Source organism: Pseudomonas lurida, from assembly GCF_002563895.1.
GTDB lineage: Bacteria > Pseudomonadota > Gammaproteobacteria > Pseudomonadales > Pseudomonadaceae > Aquipseudomonas > Aquipseudomonas lurida.
Genome location: NZ_PDJB01000001.1, coordinates 1,231,905 through 1,247,104, shown reverse-complemented (window position 1 = coordinate 1,247,104; position 15,200 = coordinate 1,231,905). Strand labels below are relative to the sequence as shown.

Here is a 15,200-nt window from a genome sequence, read left to right as displayed (position 1 = left end):
TAACCCGCAGGAACAGGCTGCCGGCGCGTGCAGGGGCCGATATCAGACGGGTGAGCGCTCGCGGCGCATCCACATCTCGAACGCCATCGCGTTCAACGGCCGACTGATCAGGTAGCCCTGGGCGGTGTCGCAATTCCACTGTTTGAGCAGCTTGAGGCTGGGGGCAAACTCGACGCCTTCGGCTACCACCTTGAGGCCCAGGTTGTGGCTCATCTCGATGGTGGAACGCACGATCACCCCGTCGCTGCTGGTGCTGTTGAGGTTGCGCACGAAAGACTGGTCGATCTTCAATTCCTGCACCGGCAAACGCTGCAATTGGGCCAGCGAGGAATAACCGGTGCCGAAGTCATCCACCGACAGGCTGATGCCACAGTTGCGCAGTTGCTCCAGCACGCTGAGCGCTTGTTGCGGGTTGTGCATGATCGCGCTTTCGGTGATTTCGAAAATCAGTTGCTCGGCCTCCACCTGATACTGCATCAACAATGTGGTGACGCGAATCGCCAAGTCATTGTCGGCCAGGTCGTCCACCGAAATATTCACCGACAGCTGGATCAGCATGCCACGCTGCGCCCACTCGGCGATCTGGCGGATAGCTTCTTCGATCACCCACAGGGTCAGGCTGCCCATACTGCCGGTGCGTTCGGCCAGCGGGATGAATTCGGCTGGAGACACCTGCCCCAGCGTTGGGTGCTGCCAGCGCAACAACGCTTCGGCCTGGCGGACATAGCCGTGCTTGAGGTCGAGCTTGGGCTGGTAGCACAGGAATAACTCACCCTCGATGGCCGCACGTCGCAAGTCTCGGATAAGGGTGATCTGGCGCTGATGCACCAGGTCGCGGTCCTGCTGGTAGATCTGCAAATGCCCCGGCAGGCTAGCGGCGTCATGCCGGGCGATGGCGGCGCGGCTGATCAACTCTTCTACCTGCTGGCCATCGGCGGGGTACGCGGCAATACCGATGCTCACTTCGTGGCGCAATTCGTCATTGCCGATGCGCTGGGGCTCGGTGAGCAGTGCGTAGAGGCGGTCGGCACGGGCCACGGCGCGGTCGATCTCGGTATTCTCGAGCAATAGCAGGAACTCGCTGCCGGTAATGCGCGCCGCCGTGTCGCTGGCCAACAGGCTCATGGACAGGCAGCGGCTGGCTTCGCGCAGCATTTCTTCTACGCCTTGTGGCCCGAAACCTTCGTTGATCACCCGGTAGTTCTCGATCCCCAGGTACAGCAATACCACCGGCCGCCGCGCACTGATCGCACTGCCCAGGCGTTCCATGGCCAGCGCACGGTTGGGCAGGCCGGTGAGCGGATCGTGCAGCGCGTTGTGCGCCAGTTGTCGCTCGCGCACGGCAATCCCGCTTTGCATGGCGTTGAAAGCACGGGCCAGCAGCCCGAATTCATCGTGGCTGCGCCCCCGCACCGGCGTGCGGTAGTCACCGGCACCGATGCGCTCAGCCGCCTGCACCAGGGCATTGAGCGGGCGCGACACCCGTCGCGCCAGAAACAGCGCACCGGCCAGGGACACCAGCAGCACCGCCAGGGCAATCCCGAGGAACTGCCGGTCCAGCGGTGCAAAGGATTCCAGGGCGTGGTCGAGCGGGCTTTGCAGCAACACCCGCACGTCGTCGCCATCGTCGGTGTTGGCCAGCGGCAGTACCTGGCTGAGCACCCGCTGGCCATGGAACAGATGGAACTTCGGTTCGGGGTCGACGTGGCCGTCGCGCAACAGACTCAGGGCAGCGGCCTGGTAGGCATCCGGCTGGGTACTGAACAACGGCCCGGGGTTGCCGTTTTGCACACTGAGGAACGACACCTCCAGGTTGCTCATGGAGCGCAGCTCATGGGCGAACAGTGTGTCCATGGCGAAGCCCATGACAATGCGGGCGATGGGCAGCGGGTCGAGCACCTCATCCTGCACCAGCAAATAGGGGCGTCCATCCATCGCCACGATCAGCATCTGCAGCCCTGTACGCCGCGCGTTGCGCAAGGCATGGTCGTAGGGGAACACCTGGCCACGTGCAAGGATAGACAAGGTGCTGACCATGACCTTGCCATCCAGGCCCAGCACGAACACTTCACTGGCGCGGATACCGGTCCCGTGGCGACGCAGCGCGGCAAGAACCGCCGCCGCCTTGCCTTCGGCCACGGCCCGTTTGAACGGGAGATCGGCAGTCAGCCAGTCCAGGCCGTACTGCAGGCGACGCCCGCGCAAGTCAAGCAGGCGTTCGAAGACTTGGCTGCCGGTCTGCAGTTGGACTTGCGCCTGGTTTTCCACGGCGCGGGAAGTAGCGGCCTTGACGGCGAAGTAAGTGGCGGCGACGACGACCAGCAGCAACAGCGCCAGCACCCCGGCGATGCGGGTTTGGAACGTGTGGCGCCACCTCATTGCAGTGCCCTCTGGCAGCGTTCGCCTCTCTCTGCCATTACGTCCTTTTGTCATGTGCATTCCTTGCGACAGCTGACCTGGCGTCAAAAAAACATCTATTTTAGTAGGATATTTGGTTTTAGCAGATTAGCTGGGAGTGGGCTTGAGTGCACCCAATAAAAACGGCGGATTTGGTGGCGGTTTTTTGGCGACAGAGGGTTGGCTGTGTTGGGAAGCTGAATACATCTCCGTTATTTGGGTAACGGCCGCTATGGGTTCCGCCCACACGGCGGTTCACTGTTGGAAAAGAGCCTGGAATGCGGGCGATGCAGGCAACTCGGTACAGCAGGCACACCCGGTTGATGCCATCGCAGGCAAGCCAGCTCCCACCTTTGAACGAGGTCGGCAGAAAGAAACCGGTCGGCCTTGAGGCCGCCGTGCTTGGCTGAGAGATCGCTCACCTATTTGCTTTTCTGTGGGAGCTGGCTTGCCTGCGAAGCTGACACCTCGGTACAGCAGGCAGACTGGGTTGATGCCATCGCAGGCAAGCCAGCTCCCACCTTTGACAGAGGTCGGCAGAAAGAAACCGGTCGACTTTGAGGCCGCCGTGCTTGGCTGAGAGATCGCTCACCTATCTGCTTTTCTGTGGGAGCTGGCTTGCGGGCGATGCAGGCAACTCGGTACAGCAGGCAGACCGGGTTGATGCCATCGCAGGCAAGCCAGCTCCCACCTTTGACAGAGGTCGGCAGAAAGAAACCGGTCGACTTTGAGGCCGCCGTGCTTGGCTGAGAGATCGCTCACCTATCTGCTTTTCTGTGGGAGCTGGCTTGCCTGCGATGCAGGCAACTCGGTACAGCAGGCACACCCGGTTGATGCCATCGCAGGCAAGCCAGCTCCCACCTTTGACAGAGGTCGGCAGAAAGAAACCGGTCGACTTTGAGGCCGCCGTGCTTGGCTGAGAGATCGATCACCTATCTGCTTTTCTGTGGGAGCTGGCTTGCCGGCGAAGCTGACACCTCGGTACAGCAGGCAGACCGGGTTGATGCCATCGCAGGCAAGCCAGTTCCCACCTTTGAACGAGGTCGGCTCTAAGGTCGCCGCACTTTTTTTTTTGATCGGAGCCTGGTCGAGGTGCCGAGTGTTGGGGCGAGGACTTTTTGGTTACTTTTGGCTGGGCCGGCATCCCGGTCCTCCAAAAGTGAACCGCTGCAGGAGCGGGACCCTAAGCAGCCGTTACCGCAGCAACGGATATGGACTCAATCAATCAAAGACAACGCGCCCGCATAAAATCCCCCCACCGCCGCACCAGATAATTATGCTCATCCATCACCGAGTTCCACACAGCAATATGCCCCATACGCTGTTCATAAGACCCCCCATCCCGCACTTCCCCCACATCAATCAACGGCAACCCATCACTCCCCGACAACTCCTCCCGCGCGGGTTTGCCGGCATACCAGTAATCCCACTCCGCGCTGCTCAAGTGATCACGACTACGCGCCGGGTTACCGATGTAATACCCCTGCCGCGCCATCACCGCCCCAGGCCAGCCGGACAGCCACCAGTTCAAATAGGCATAGGCCGCATCCAGCACGGGCCCCTTGGCATGCCGGGAAAGGGACAACCCACCAAACCACGCCCGGTACCCTTCGCGCGGCACCGCCAAGCGGTATTTCACCCCGGCGCGATGCAAACGCATCAAGGTCGGCGACCACAGGCTCTGGATGTCGATGCTCGGGCTCAGCATCAACTGCGCGGCCTCTTCATCATCGGACCAGAACGCCGCGAAGTGCCCTTCCTTACGTTTACGCACGAGGATGTCGGCGAGCACGTCGATCTCTTCGATGCTCATATTGCCGATGTCCCTGAAACTCGCCAGCCCCGCGCCCTGCACTGCCAATGCGGCGTCCAGGGCGCCAATGGCGGCGTCGCTTTGCAAGGCGGTACGCGCACGCCACGCGGGGTCGAGCAGCCAGCCCCAGCTTTCGTTGCCGTGGCAAAATCCTTCGGGCAGGCGCTCGGGTCGGTAGGCGAAGCTGTCGGCGTTGTGAGTCAGGGGCAGCATGCTGATGCGCTCGGTGACCGTGCTGCCCAAGCTGCCATCGTGTTGCACGAATAGGCGCTCGCTGGGCACGCTACCACTGCCCAGGCGATCGTTGGCCGACAGGCGCCCGCGCTTGGGCAGGTCATTGATCTCGTGCCACAGCGCAATGCGCCGGGTGTCGATGGGCTGGATCGCACGGGCTGGCCACACGAAGTCGACATTGTGAAACCACTGGTCGTACAGGTCGTAGCTCTCGGGCTGCATCACTGCGATACGCTGGGCCTGTTCGACGTCATGCACCTGGTACACCAAGCGAATGCCCAACTCCTGTTCGGCGCGTACACGCAAGCATTCGAGCAGGGTGACCGAGGTGCCGAGGACGCGAAGTGTGATCATGCCGCGAACCGCCGCGAGAACACGTCGAAGGAGCGCCGCAGCAGCGCCGGGTCGAGTCCGCGCAGGATAAACACCAGGCGCGATCGGCGATCACTGCCCGGCCACGCAGGCAAATGCACCGGCGCATGCAGGCAATGCTGCACACCATGAATGACGATGGGAGCGTTACTGGCGTTCACGTTGAGCAGCCCTTTGACACGAAGGATTCGTTCGCCATGGCATCTTAACAGCATCGACAACCACACCCCGAACCCCACCCAATCCAGTGGCTGGTCAAAGGTCAGGCTGCACACTTGCGCATCACCGTGGGTGGCCGTGGTGGTGCGATGCAGCTGCCAGCGATTGACCTCCACCGCGGGTTCGGGACTGCGCAGGCCTTCACCGAGCAGCAGTTGATCACCGCTGTGGATATCGTGGGTATCCAGCATCGGCGTACCGGCATTGAGCGCCTGCAAATGCGCGCGCAGTGCCGCGCAGTCGCCGGCCAGATCGGTCTTGCTCAGCAGCAGGCGATCCGCCGCCGCCACCTGCGCCAACCACTCCGGGTGCAAGCGTTCTTGCAGCGCGGCGTGGCTGGCGTCGACCAAGGTGATCACCAGGCCGATATGGAAACGCCCGCGCAGTTGCACATCGTTGTTCAACGTAGCGAGGATCGGCGCCGGGTCGGCCAGGCCGGTGGTCTCCAGGATCACCCGCTTGAAGGCCGGGATTTCACCGCGCTCGCGGCGTTGCAACAGGCCGAGCAGCGCGTCTTTCAACTCACCACGGATCGAACAGCACACGCAGCCGCTGGGCAGCAACACCGTATCCGGCGCGACCTCCTCCACCAGCAGGTGGTCGATGCCGACATCGCCGAATTCGTTGATCAGCAACGCGGTGTCGCCCAGGCTTTCGCCTTGCAGCAGGCGCTTGAGCAAGGTGGTCTTGCCGCTGCCGAGGAAGCCGGTAATGACGTTGAGGGCGATGCTCATGCGGGTGACTCCAGATGATCCAGCAAGCGCGGATCGAGGGGATCCAGCGGGCGGCCAAGCAGGGTCTCGGCGGCCTGCCAGAGTTGATCCAGGCCACTGGCGAGTGCCTGTTTACCGGTGGCGCCCAACAACAGGTAGGACGCGCCCTGGAAGTCTTCAACCTTGAGCCGGAACACCGCCAGCACCTGGTTGATCGCCGCGATCCTGCGCAGGCGTTCGCGACGCCGGGGCAGTTCGTCGCCCAGGGGGTCGCTCCAGTGCAGGTCTTCGCCGAGCAATCCGCAGAGTCCGCACATGACTACACCCCGCTCATGGCATGACGTCGCCGGAGTTCGGGCCCAGGGTCTGGCCGACGAACAAATTGCCCCCCGGCTCGCTGGCCAGCAGCACCGCAACCGGTGCCACTTCGTCCGCCAGGCCGAAGCGGCCCAGGGGCAGCTCCTTGGCCTTGGCGCGTTTCCAGTCTTCGCTGATACCGCCCACCAACGGCGTCTCGATGGGGCCGGGGGCGATGGCGTTGACCAGCACATTGTCCTTGGCCACCTCCAGCGCCAGGGACTTGGTAAAGCCGATCACCCCGGCCTTGGCCGCGGCGTAATGGGTGAGTTCAGCACCGCCCTTGATACCCAACTGTGAAGCGACGTTGATGATCCGCCCCCAACGCTGCGCGAGCATGTACGGCAAGGCGCGCTGGCTGGCGACGAATACACTGGTGAGGTCGACACGCAACATGTCGTTCCACATCTCGATGCTCAGGTCGACGCAGCGCGCCTGGGTGAGCATGCCGGCATTGTTGACCAGGATATCGATACCGCCGAACTGTTCGACGCAACGGTCGACACTGGCCTGGGCGCCCTCGACGGTACCCACGTCGGCCAGGCATTCGAACACCTCGGCGCCCAGGTTGCGGCAGGTGATCGCGGTTTCGGCGAGGCTGGCCGCGTTGCGGTCGGCCAGCACCAGGCGCGCGCCTTCGGCGGCGTAGGCGCGGGCGATAGCAGCACCGATGCCGCTGCCGGCGCCGGTGATCACGGCGCGGCGATTAGGAAGTTGAGGCATGTAAATTCTCCTGAATCAAACACAGGTCCACATTTGGATTGATGTACACCCGTCAGTCCGGCCAGCGTACGGTCAGGCCACCGTCGATGACGATGCTTTGCCCGGTCAAATAGCTCGACGCCTCACTGGTCAAAAACTGCACCAACGACGCCACTTCATCCGCCCGCCCTACCCGGCCCAGCGGGATGGCCCGCGCCGCTTTCGCCAAGCCTTCCGGCCCCAGCGAGTTCTTTGCATCCAGGGACTGCGGCGTCTCGATCAACCCCGGGATCACCGCGTTGCAACGGATACCCATCGGCGCCAACTCCACCGCCAGCGACCGGCACAACCCTGGCACACCGGCCTTGGCCGCCGCGTAATGGCTGTGTTCCTGCCAGCCATACACGCCACCGGCAATGGATGAAATTGCCACCAGCGCACCGCCCTCGCTCATGTGCCGAGTCGCCGCGCGGAAGGTGCGCATCACCCCCGTCAGATCAACATTCAGCATCTCGTCCCACAGCGCGTCAGTCATCTCCAGCAGCGGTGCGCGGCGCAGCAAGCCCGCATTGGCCACGGCATAATCAAGTCGACCAAAATGCTGTACCGCCTGCGCGGCCAGGGCGTCCACCGAGGCGGTATTGCCCACGTCCAGCGGCAGCATCAGGCACTCGCCACCCGCCTCTTCCACCCGGCGGACAGTGGCATGCGGGTCATGAGGATCGGCCGGGTAATACCCGCCCACCACGGCCACGCCAACGCGGGCATAAGCCACGGCAAGGGCTTGGCCGATGCCGCTGGCGGCTCCGGTAATCAACGCAACTTTACGGCTCATCGAAAACTCCTTACTGAACGGTTTCCGGGCGCACATGGCGCGCGGCAAACATCAGGGCGCCAGACAGGAAGCACGGCAGTGCACCGAACCACAGCGCGGCGGTCTGCCAGTCGCTGCCGGCGGACAACACCTGGGTCGCACCAAAACCTGCGACCACCGCACCGATCGGGCCCATGGCATGGATGATCGCGCCGCCGGTGGCGCGGATGCTGGTCGGGAAACTTTCACTGATAAAGAACAGCGCCGCCGAGTACGGCCCGATCAGGAAGAACAGGCCCAGGCTGTACAGCCCGACCACCATCGGCATATTGCTCGGGCCAAACAGCATGCCGGCAAACGCCAGGCCGCCGAGCATCCAACCCAGGCCGATCACGTTGCGGCGGCCGATCTTGTCGCCCATCCAGCCGTGGCTGAGGTAGCCGCAGTAACCCACCAGGTTCGACAGCACGAGGATGATCAACGAGTTCTCGAACGAGATGTGGTGCACGCTGACGATCACCGAAGTGCCAAGCACGCTGAACACCTGGATCGCGGCCCAGTTGAGCAACAGTGCAGCGCCGATCACTAGGGTGGCGCGGCGGGCCGGGCCACGGAAGGCGGCCTTGAGACCGGCCTTGCTGTGTTCGTCGTAGTCCACGCCGTAGGTCACGGCGACGTTCTGCGCTTCTTTCACCGCGCCGCTTTTACGCAGCTCGCTGATGCGCTGGTGAATCTGGAACTGCGGGCTCTCCTTGAGCTTGCGCGCCATGATCGCGATCACCACCGCCGGAATCGCGGCGAAGATAAAGCAACCCTGCCAGCCGATGATCGGCAGCAATAACGCGGTCAACCCGGCGGCGATCAATGCACCGACCGGCCAGCCGCCCTGCACCAGGCTGTAGATAAAGCCACGACGCTTGGTCAGGCGCGGGTCTTCCGAGGCGCCGTACAGCTCGCTCAGGTAGGTGGCATTGACGGTTTCCTCGGCATAGCCCAGGCCGCCCAACGAACGGATCAGAATCAGCGGCGACTTGCCCCACGCGCCGCCGATCGCGGTCAACGCCGAGCAAAGCGCAGAGCCGGCCACGGTGAAGATAATGCCTTTGCGCCGCCCCAACTTATCGACGACGGGGCCAATGGCGAAGGCGACCACGGCCGTGCCCACCGCCACCCAGGTCGCGATTTCAGCTTGCTCCACTTCACCCCAGCCAAAGTGCCGGCCGATCTCGGGCAACAACGTGCCGAACAGAATGAAGTCATACACCGCAAACACCCAGGCGAAAAACGCGATCCAGGTGGCGAAGCGCACCTCCTTGGATGTCAGTTGCCGGGGTTTCCAGCCAGTCAGGTCAAGCTTGTTGTAGATGGACATGGGTCGCGCCTCTGGGGGTTGACCTGTAGGAGCCGGCCCCTACAGGGATGGGGTTCAGCTACGGGGTTGGCGGCGGATAAAGTCGTCGGCGATTTCGTCGAAGGTGACGAAGCGCACGCCGGCATGGCTCTGGATATGTTCGATCAGGCGCTCAAGCATCAGCAGCACTTGCGGGCGGCCGGAGACATCGGGGTGGATGGTCATGGTGAACACCGCGTGCTCGTGTTCGCGGTAGACCCAGTCGAACTGGTCGCGCCACATTTCTTCCAGGTGACGCGGGTTGACGAAGCCGTGGCTGTTGGGGGCTTTCTTGATGAACATCATCGGCGGCAGGTCGTCGAGGTACCAGTTGGCCGGGATCTCCACCAGGTCAGTCTCTTCGCCACGCACCAGGGGTTTCATCCAGGTGTCGGGGTGCTGGCTGTAGTCGATCTTGGTCCAGCTGTCGCCCTTGCGCACGTAATAGGGGTGGAAGTCGTTGTGCATCAGGCTGTGGTCGTACTTGATGCCTTTTTTCAACAGCAGCTCGTTGGTGACCTTGCTGAATTCCCACCACGGTGCGACATAACCGGTGGGGCGCTTGCCGGTGACCTGGGTGATCAGCTCGATGGACTTATCCAGGACGATTTCTTCCTGCTCGGCGGTCATGGCGATGGGGTTTTCGTGGCTGTAGCCATGCACGCCGATTTCGTGACCGGCGTCGGCCACGGCCTTCATCTGCTCGGGGAAGGTTTCCATCGAATGGCCAGGGATAAACCAGGTGGTGCGCAGGCCGTAGCGTTCGAACAGTTTGAGCAGGCGCGGCGCGCCGACTTCACCGGCGAACAGGCCCCGGGAGATATCGTCCGGCGAGTCTTCGCCGCCGTAGGAACCGAGCCAGCCGGCGACGGCATCGACGTCGACGCCAAATGCACAGAGGATGTCTTTAGCCATGGTGTGTCTCCTTAAACGTTAAGTACGGTTTCGACGGACAGCGCCGCGCGCAGCAGGCGTGCGTCTTCTCCCACCGGGGCGCTGAGCAGCAACCCGGTGGGCAGGCCCTGGGCATCGCGGCCGCTGGGCAGGGTGACGCCGGGCATGTCGAGCAAACTGCCGGGCATCGTCAGGCGCAGGGTGGCGAGGTTGGTGCTGACGAACAGGTCGTCGTCGGCTTCCAGCGGCGCCAACGCCGGTGCGACGTGGGCGACGGTGGGGGTGATAAGGACGGCACCGTCGAGGTCTTGGATCAGTTGTTGTTGCAGGTGGCGGCGGGCGTCGGCCAGGTGGATGAGCTGGCTGGCCGGCAGTGAGCGCGCGGCTTCAAGGCGGCGGCGTACGCGGGGGTCGAGTTGTTCGGCGTCGGGGCTGTCGAGCAGCGCTTCATGCAGGGCGAAGGCTTCAAAAGCGCCGAGCCAGCCGTGCTGTTTGATCAGATCCAGCGTCGCCTGGAAAGTCGGGCAGTCGCGCTCTTCGATCAGTGCGCCCTGGGCCTTGAGTTGCTCCACGGCGCGCAACAGATTGTTGCGCACAGCGGGTTCGGCGTCCTGTTGTGCCAACACAAAGCGCTGGCCCTTGAGGCTGCGGGCGCGGTGGGTTTGGGCACGGCCGTGCAACAGATCGTCGATGGCCAACGCATCCCGCACGCTGCGGGTCAGCGGGCCGAGGCTGTCGAGGGTATGGGCCAGCGGGAAGACCCCGTCGCGGCTGTAGCGTCGGCTGCTGCTGCGGTAACCTACCAAGCCATTGAGGGCCGCCGGAATGCGGATCGAACCCGCCGTGTCAGTGCCCATGGCGATCGGCACGACAGCGGCGGCAACGGCCACCGCCGAGCCCGACGACGAGCCACCCGGGATGCGCGGTTCGTCTGCGCCATGGGGATTGTGCGGCGTGCCGAAATGCGGGTTCAGGCCCAGGCCGGAATACGCCAGTTCGCTGAGGTTGGTCTTGCCGACACTGACCATCCCGGCACGGCACAACAGGCCGACAGTGGGCGCATCAAGCAATGCAGCGGGAGCGTTGCGGCGATAGGCGGCGCCCGCCGTGGTGATGCTGCCGGCTACATCGAACAGGTCCTTCCAGGCCAGCGGCACGCCATCGAACACGCTCAATGGCTGGCCAGCACGCCAGCGCGCAGCGGCGGCTTCAGCTTCGCGGCGCGCGCGTCCAGCGGTCAGGCTGATAAAGACTGCCGGGGTCTGGCTGGCTTTTTCGAGTGCCTGTTCGAGTGCTTGCACGGGGTCGCTGCGACCGCTGGCGAAATCCTCGGCCATTGATGTGGCGTCTGACATCAGGGTGCCCCTCATAAAACGTACATATTAATAAAATGTACATTTTACAAAGGCAGAATTCGTGCCAGTCTCTGGCGACATGTGTGTGCGCTTTACAGCAATAGCGACCAGAGCTACGGGATAGATGGTTTTAATCGGTAGAAAAAATTCTTGCGCGGCGGTGGGAAAGCGCTCTCAATGAAATAACGTATCTTTTATTAATAAATACATTTTGGTGCAGAAAAGTAACATTCCTACAGCCAAGGCCCCAAAAAAGTGCCACTGACGTGGCGCAGAGTGACAGGCGCAAGTTATGAGAGAATCCCCGGCCACCGTCCTACGCCCTTCAGAGAAAGCGATGAAAGCAGTGTCCGCCTCGGCCTCCCGTTACGCGATGATTCACCAAGTGATGCGCGACGCGATCGTCAACGGTACGGCGCGCCACGGCCTGGTCTTATTGGAAGCACCGCTGGCCGAACTGTTCGGCACCAGCCGCGTGCCGGTGCGCAAGGCCCTGGACCTGCTGCACGAAGAGGGGCTGATCTGTCGCTTCAACGGCCGGGGTTACCTGATCAACCCCGAAGGCCTGGCGATGGAGCCACTGCGCCTGCCCTTGAGCCATGCGCACCTGGGGCTCAACGGTGAAGATGAACTGGTGGACACGCGGCCACTGGGCGAGCGCATCGTCGAAGAGATCGGCGCGGCGCTGTCTACCTGCATTGCCTTCGGCCATTACCGCCTGGACGAGCAAGCCGCGGCCGACCACTACGGCGTCAGCCGCGCGGTAGTGCGCGAAGCGTTGATGCGCCTGCGCGACCGTGGCCTGGTGGAAAAGGAACCCTACTCCCAATGGCTGGCGGGGCCCCTGACCGCACGGGAAGTCACCGAAGACTACGAGCTGCGCGCATGCCTGGAGCCCGAAGCCCTGCGCCAGAGCGCGCCCAACCTCGACCGCGAGCTGCTTGAAGCCATGTTGCAGCGCGTACTGGATGCCCAGCAAAGCCCCCACTGCAGCCTGGAGGCCATCGAACAGATCGAAGAGGACTTGCACCAACGCTGCCTGGCCGGTTTGCAGAATCGCAAGATCGCCGCGCTGATTCGCCAGGGACAGAGCCCGATGATCATCAGTCGGATTTTCTACCGTTTACTGGGGATTGGCGCTGATCCAGCGATGTTGGCCGAACATCGGTTGATTCTGGAGTTGTTGCTGCACGGCGCGGTGGACGCGGCAGCGTTGAACCTGCGCGAGCATTTGCAGCGTGCACGCCAGCGCATGTTGCAGCGTTTGAAGGTGCTTTCAGTACTGCCCGAACAGCCACTTCCCGCCTATTTGCACAAAATCAGCTGATCGTGGGCAACACAAACCGTGGGAGCTGGCTTGCCTGCTCCGCACAGGTACTGCGGCGCTTTCGTTAATATCATGCAATTTGTTGCTATCTACCCCCCACCATTGAAACCACCGCTGCCCCGCCCCATCTAAGCACCATACTTCCTTATGCAGGTGCCCCATGAGCGACCAGCAAGATTTCCCCGATTACGACTTGAACGACTACGCCGACCCCGAAAACGCTGAATCCCCATCGTCCAATACCGGCCTGGCCCTGCCTGGGCAAAACCTGCCGGACAAGGTCTATATCATCCCGATCCACAACCGGCCCTTCTTCCCGGCGCAAGTGCTGCCGGTGATCGTCAATGAAGAGCCGTGGGCCGAAACCCTGGAGCTGGTGAGCAAATCCGACCACCACTCCCTGGCCCTGTTCTTCATGGACACACCGCCAGAAGACCCGCGCCACTTCGACACCTCCAGCCTGCCGCTGTACGGCACCCTGGTGAAGGTGCACCACGCGAGCCGCGAGAACGGCAAGCTGCAGTTCGTGGCCCAGGGCCTGACCCGCGTGCGCATCAAGACCTGGCTCAAGCACCACCGCCCACCGTACCTGGTGGAAGTCGAATACCCGCACCAGCCGAGCGAGCCGACCGACGAGGTCAAGGCCTATGGCATGGCGCTGATCAATGCGATCAAGGAACTGCTGCCGCTCAACCCGCTGTACAGCGAAGAGCTGAAGAACTACCTCAACCGCTTCAGCCCCAACGATCCGTCGCCACTCACCGACTTCGCCGCCGCATTGACCTCGGCCACCGGTAACGAGTTGCAGGAAGTGCTGGACTGCGTGCCCATGCTCAAGCGCATGGAAAAAGTGCTGCCGATGCTGCGCAAGGAAGTCGAAGTCGCACGCCTGCAAAAAGAACTCTCCGCCGAGGTGAACCGCAAGATCGGCGAACACCAGCGCGAGTTCTTCCTCAAGGAACAACTCAAGGTCATCCAGCAGGAGCTGGGCTTGACCAAGGACGACCGCAGTGCGGATGTCGAACAGTTCGAACAACGCCTGGAAGGCAAGGTGCTGCCGGCGCAGGCGAAGAAACGCATTGATGAAGAACTGAACAAACTGTCGATCCTCGAAACCGGCTCGCCGGAATACGCGGTGACGCGCAACTACCTCGACTGGGCCACCTCAGTGCCGTGGGGCGTGTACGGCGAGGACAAACTCGACCTCAAGCACGCGCGCAAGGTACTGGATAAACACCACGCAGGCCTGGATGACATCAAGAGTCGCATCCTCGAGTTCCTCGCGGTGGGCGCCTATAAAGGCGAGGTCGCCGGTTCCATCGTACTGCTGGTCGGCCCGCCAGGCGTGGGTAAGACCAGCGTCGGTAAATCCATCGCCGAGTCCCTGGGGCGGCCGTTCTATCGCTTCAGCGTGGGCGGCATGCGCGACGAGGCCGAGATCAAGGGCCATCGCCGCACCTACATCGGCGCGATGCCGGGCAAGTTGGTGCAGGCGCTCAAGGATGTCGAGGTGATGAACCCGGTGATCATGCTCGACGAGATCGACAAGATGGGCCAGAGCTTCCAGGGCGACCCAGCGTCGGCGCTGCTGGAAACCCTCGACCCGGAGCAGAACGTCGAATTCCTCGATCACTACCTGGACCTGCGGCTGGACCTCTCCAAGGTGCTGTTCGTGTGCACGGCCAACACCCTGGACTCCATCCCGGGCCCGCTGCTGGACCGCATGGAAGTGATTCGCCTGTCGGGCTATATCACCGAAGAGAAAGTCGCCATCGCCAAGCGCCACCTGTGGCCTAAACAGCTGGAAAAAGCCGGTGTGTCGAAAAACACCCTGACCATCAGCGATGGCGCCCTGCGTGCATTGATCGACGGCTACGCCCGCGAAGCCGGGGTGCGCCAACTGGAGAAGCAGTTGGGCAAACTGGTGCGCAAAGCGGTGGTCAAGCTGCTGGATGAGCCGAACTCGGTGATCAAGATCGGCAACAAGGACCTGGAAAGCTCCCTGGGCATGCCCGTGTTCCGCAATGAACAAGTGCTGTCCGGCACCGGTGTGATCACCGGCCTGGCCTGGACCAGCATGGGCGGCGCTACCCTGCCGATCGAAGCAACGCGCATCCATACGCTCAATCGCGGCTTCAAGCTGACCGGGCAGTTGGGTGAGGTGATGAAAGAATCCGCCGAAATCGCCTACAGCTACATCAGTTCGAATCTGAAGTCGTTTGGCGGTGATCCGAAGTTCTTCGATGAAGCCTTCGTGCACTTGCACGTGCCGGAAGGTGCCACGCCGAAAGACGGCCCGAGCGCAGGTGTGACCATGGCCAGTGCGCTACTGTCCCTGGCACGTAACCAGCCGCCGAAGAAAGGTGTGGCCATGACTGGCGAGCTGACACTGACCGGGCATGTGCTGCCCATTGGCGGCGTGCGCGAGAAGGTGATCGCGGCGCGACGCCAGAAGATTCATGAGCTGATTTTGCCGGAGCCGAATCGCGGCAGCTTTGAAGAGTTGCCGGAGTACCTGAAGGAAGGCATGACCGTGCACTTTGCCAAGCGCTTTGCGGACGTGGCGAAGGTGTTGTTCTGATAGATAGGTAGTGCCTGGCCTGGCCCGCGATG

Annotated in this window: 11 protein-coding genes; 2 read left to right on the top strand and 9 right to left on the bottom strand. The window is 62.5% G+C overall.

All coding sequences use genetic code 11. The features are described from left to right. Positions 1–42 precede the first annotated feature (42 nt). The 9 genes from ATH90_RS05635 to ATH90_RS05595 form a co-directional block, all read right to left on the bottom strand. Positions 43–2,379, bottom strand: coding sequence for a putative bifunctional diguanylate cyclase/phosphodiesterase (locus ATH90_RS05635; protein ID WP_098465852.1), 2,337 nt, complete (start codon positions 2,377–2,379; stop codon positions 43–45). Between the two features lie 1,243 nt (positions 2,380–3,622). Then, a complete protein-coding gene (locus tag ATH90_RS05630) occupies positions 3,623–4,798 on the bottom strand; it encodes an ABC transporter substrate-binding protein (RefSeq protein WP_034102357.1) in 1,176 nt (391 codons plus the stop codon). Beyond that, entirely contained in the window at positions 4,795–5,769 is a 975-nt protein-coding gene (locus ATH90_RS05625; protein ID WP_034102356.1) for a CobW family GTP-binding protein, read from the bottom strand. The genes ATH90_RS05630 and ATH90_RS05625 overlap by 4 nt, the downstream gene beginning before the upstream one ends. After that, positions 5,766–6,065 carry a hypothetical protein gene (locus ATH90_RS05620; RefSeq protein ID WP_034102355.1) on the bottom strand — a complete coding sequence of 100 codons (300 nt, stop codon included), beginning with the start codon at positions 6,063–6,065 and terminating at the stop codon, positions 5,766–5,768. The genes ATH90_RS05625 and ATH90_RS05620 overlap by 4 nt, the downstream gene beginning before the upstream one ends. A gap of 13 nt (positions 6,066–6,078) precedes the next feature. Beyond that, complete coding sequence (locus ATH90_RS05615; protein ID WP_098465851.1) at positions 6,079–6,828, bottom strand: SDR family NAD(P)-dependent oxidoreductase; 750 nt, start codon at positions 6,826–6,828, stop codon at positions 6,079–6,081. Between the two features lie 52 nt (positions 6,829–6,880). Continuing rightward, the gene (locus ATH90_RS05610) at positions 6,881–7,642 is read right to left on the bottom strand and encodes an SDR family NAD(P)-dependent oxidoreductase (protein WP_069021939.1); all 762 of its coding nucleotides are present in this window, start codon (positions 7,640–7,642) and stop codon (positions 6,881–6,883) included. A 10-nt stretch (positions 7,643–7,652) separates the two neighbouring features. Further along, positions 7,653–8,993: an MFS transporter gene (locus ATH90_RS05605; protein WP_034102352.1), complete on the bottom strand. Its 1,341-nt coding sequence runs from the start codon at positions 8,991–8,993 to the stop codon at positions 7,653–7,655. A gap of 54 nt (positions 8,994–9,047) precedes the next feature. Continuing rightward, positions 9,048–9,926, bottom strand: coding sequence for a polysaccharide deacetylase family protein (locus tag ATH90_RS05600; protein ID WP_034096065.1), 879 nt, complete (start codon positions 9,924–9,926; stop codon positions 9,048–9,050). Positions 9,927–9,937: 11 nt separating this feature from the next. Continuing rightward, positions 9,938–11,260, bottom strand: a complete 1,323-nt coding sequence (locus ATH90_RS05595; protein ID WP_098465850.1) for an amidase — start codon at positions 11,258–11,260, stop codon at positions 9,938–9,940. A gap of 337 nt (positions 11,261–11,597) precedes the next feature. Here ATH90_RS05595 and ATH90_RS05590 point away from each other — a divergent pair, with 337 nt between their 5' ends. After that, positions 11,598–12,587 carry a GntR family transcriptional regulator gene (locus tag ATH90_RS05590; RefSeq protein ID WP_034102350.1) on the top strand — a complete coding sequence of 330 codons (990 nt, stop codon included), beginning with the start codon at positions 11,598–11,600 and terminating at the stop codon, positions 12,585–12,587. A 160-nt stretch (positions 12,588–12,747) separates the two neighbouring features. Continuing rightward, entirely contained in the window at positions 12,748–15,168 is a 2,421-nt protein-coding gene (lon, locus tag ATH90_RS05585; RefSeq protein ID WP_034102349.1) for an endopeptidase La, read from the top strand. Positions 15,169–15,200: the final 32 nt, after the last annotated feature.

Bases quoted from the DNA above. Each gene is read 5' to 3' on its own strand.
- ATH90_RS05635 (WP_098465852.1), bottom strand. From the start codon at position 2,379: ATGAGGTGGCGCCACACGTTCCAAACCCGCATCGCCGGGGTGCTGGCG.
- ATH90_RS05630 (WP_034102357.1), bottom strand. From the start codon at position 4,798: ATGATCACACTTCGCGTCCTCGGCACCTCGGTCACCCTGCTCGAATGC.
- ATH90_RS05625 (WP_034102356.1), bottom strand. From the start codon at position 5,769: ATGAGCATCGCCCTCAACGTCATTACCGGCTTCCTCGGCAGCGGCAAG.
- ATH90_RS05620 (WP_034102355.1), bottom strand. From the start codon at position 6,065: ATGTGCGGACTCTGCGGATTGCTCGGCGAAGACCTGCACTGGAGCGAC.
- ATH90_RS05615 (WP_098465851.1), bottom strand. From the start codon at position 6,828: ATGCCTCAACTTCCTAATCGCCGCGCCGTGATCACCGGCGCCGGCAGC.
- ATH90_RS05610 (WP_069021939.1), bottom strand. From the start codon at position 7,642: ATGAGCCGTAAAGTTGCGTTGATTACCGGAGCCGCCAGCGGCATCGGC.
- ATH90_RS05605 (WP_034102352.1), bottom strand. From the start codon at position 8,993: ATGTCCATCTACAACAAGCTTGACCTGACTGGCTGGAAACCCCGGCAA.
- ATH90_RS05600 (WP_034096065.1), bottom strand. From the start codon at position 9,926: ATGGCTAAAGACATCCTCTGTGCATTTGGCGTCGACGTCGATGCCGTC.
- ATH90_RS05595 (WP_098465850.1), bottom strand. From the start codon at position 11,260: ATGTCAGACGCCACATCAATGGCCGAGGATTTCGCCAGCGGTCGCAGC.
- ATH90_RS05590 (WP_034102350.1), top strand. From the start codon at position 11,598: ATGAAAGCAGTGTCCGCCTCGGCCTCCCGTTACGCGATGATTCACCAA.
- lon (WP_034102349.1), top strand. From the start codon at position 12,748: ATGAGCGACCAGCAAGATTTCCCCGATTACGACTTGAACGACTACGCC.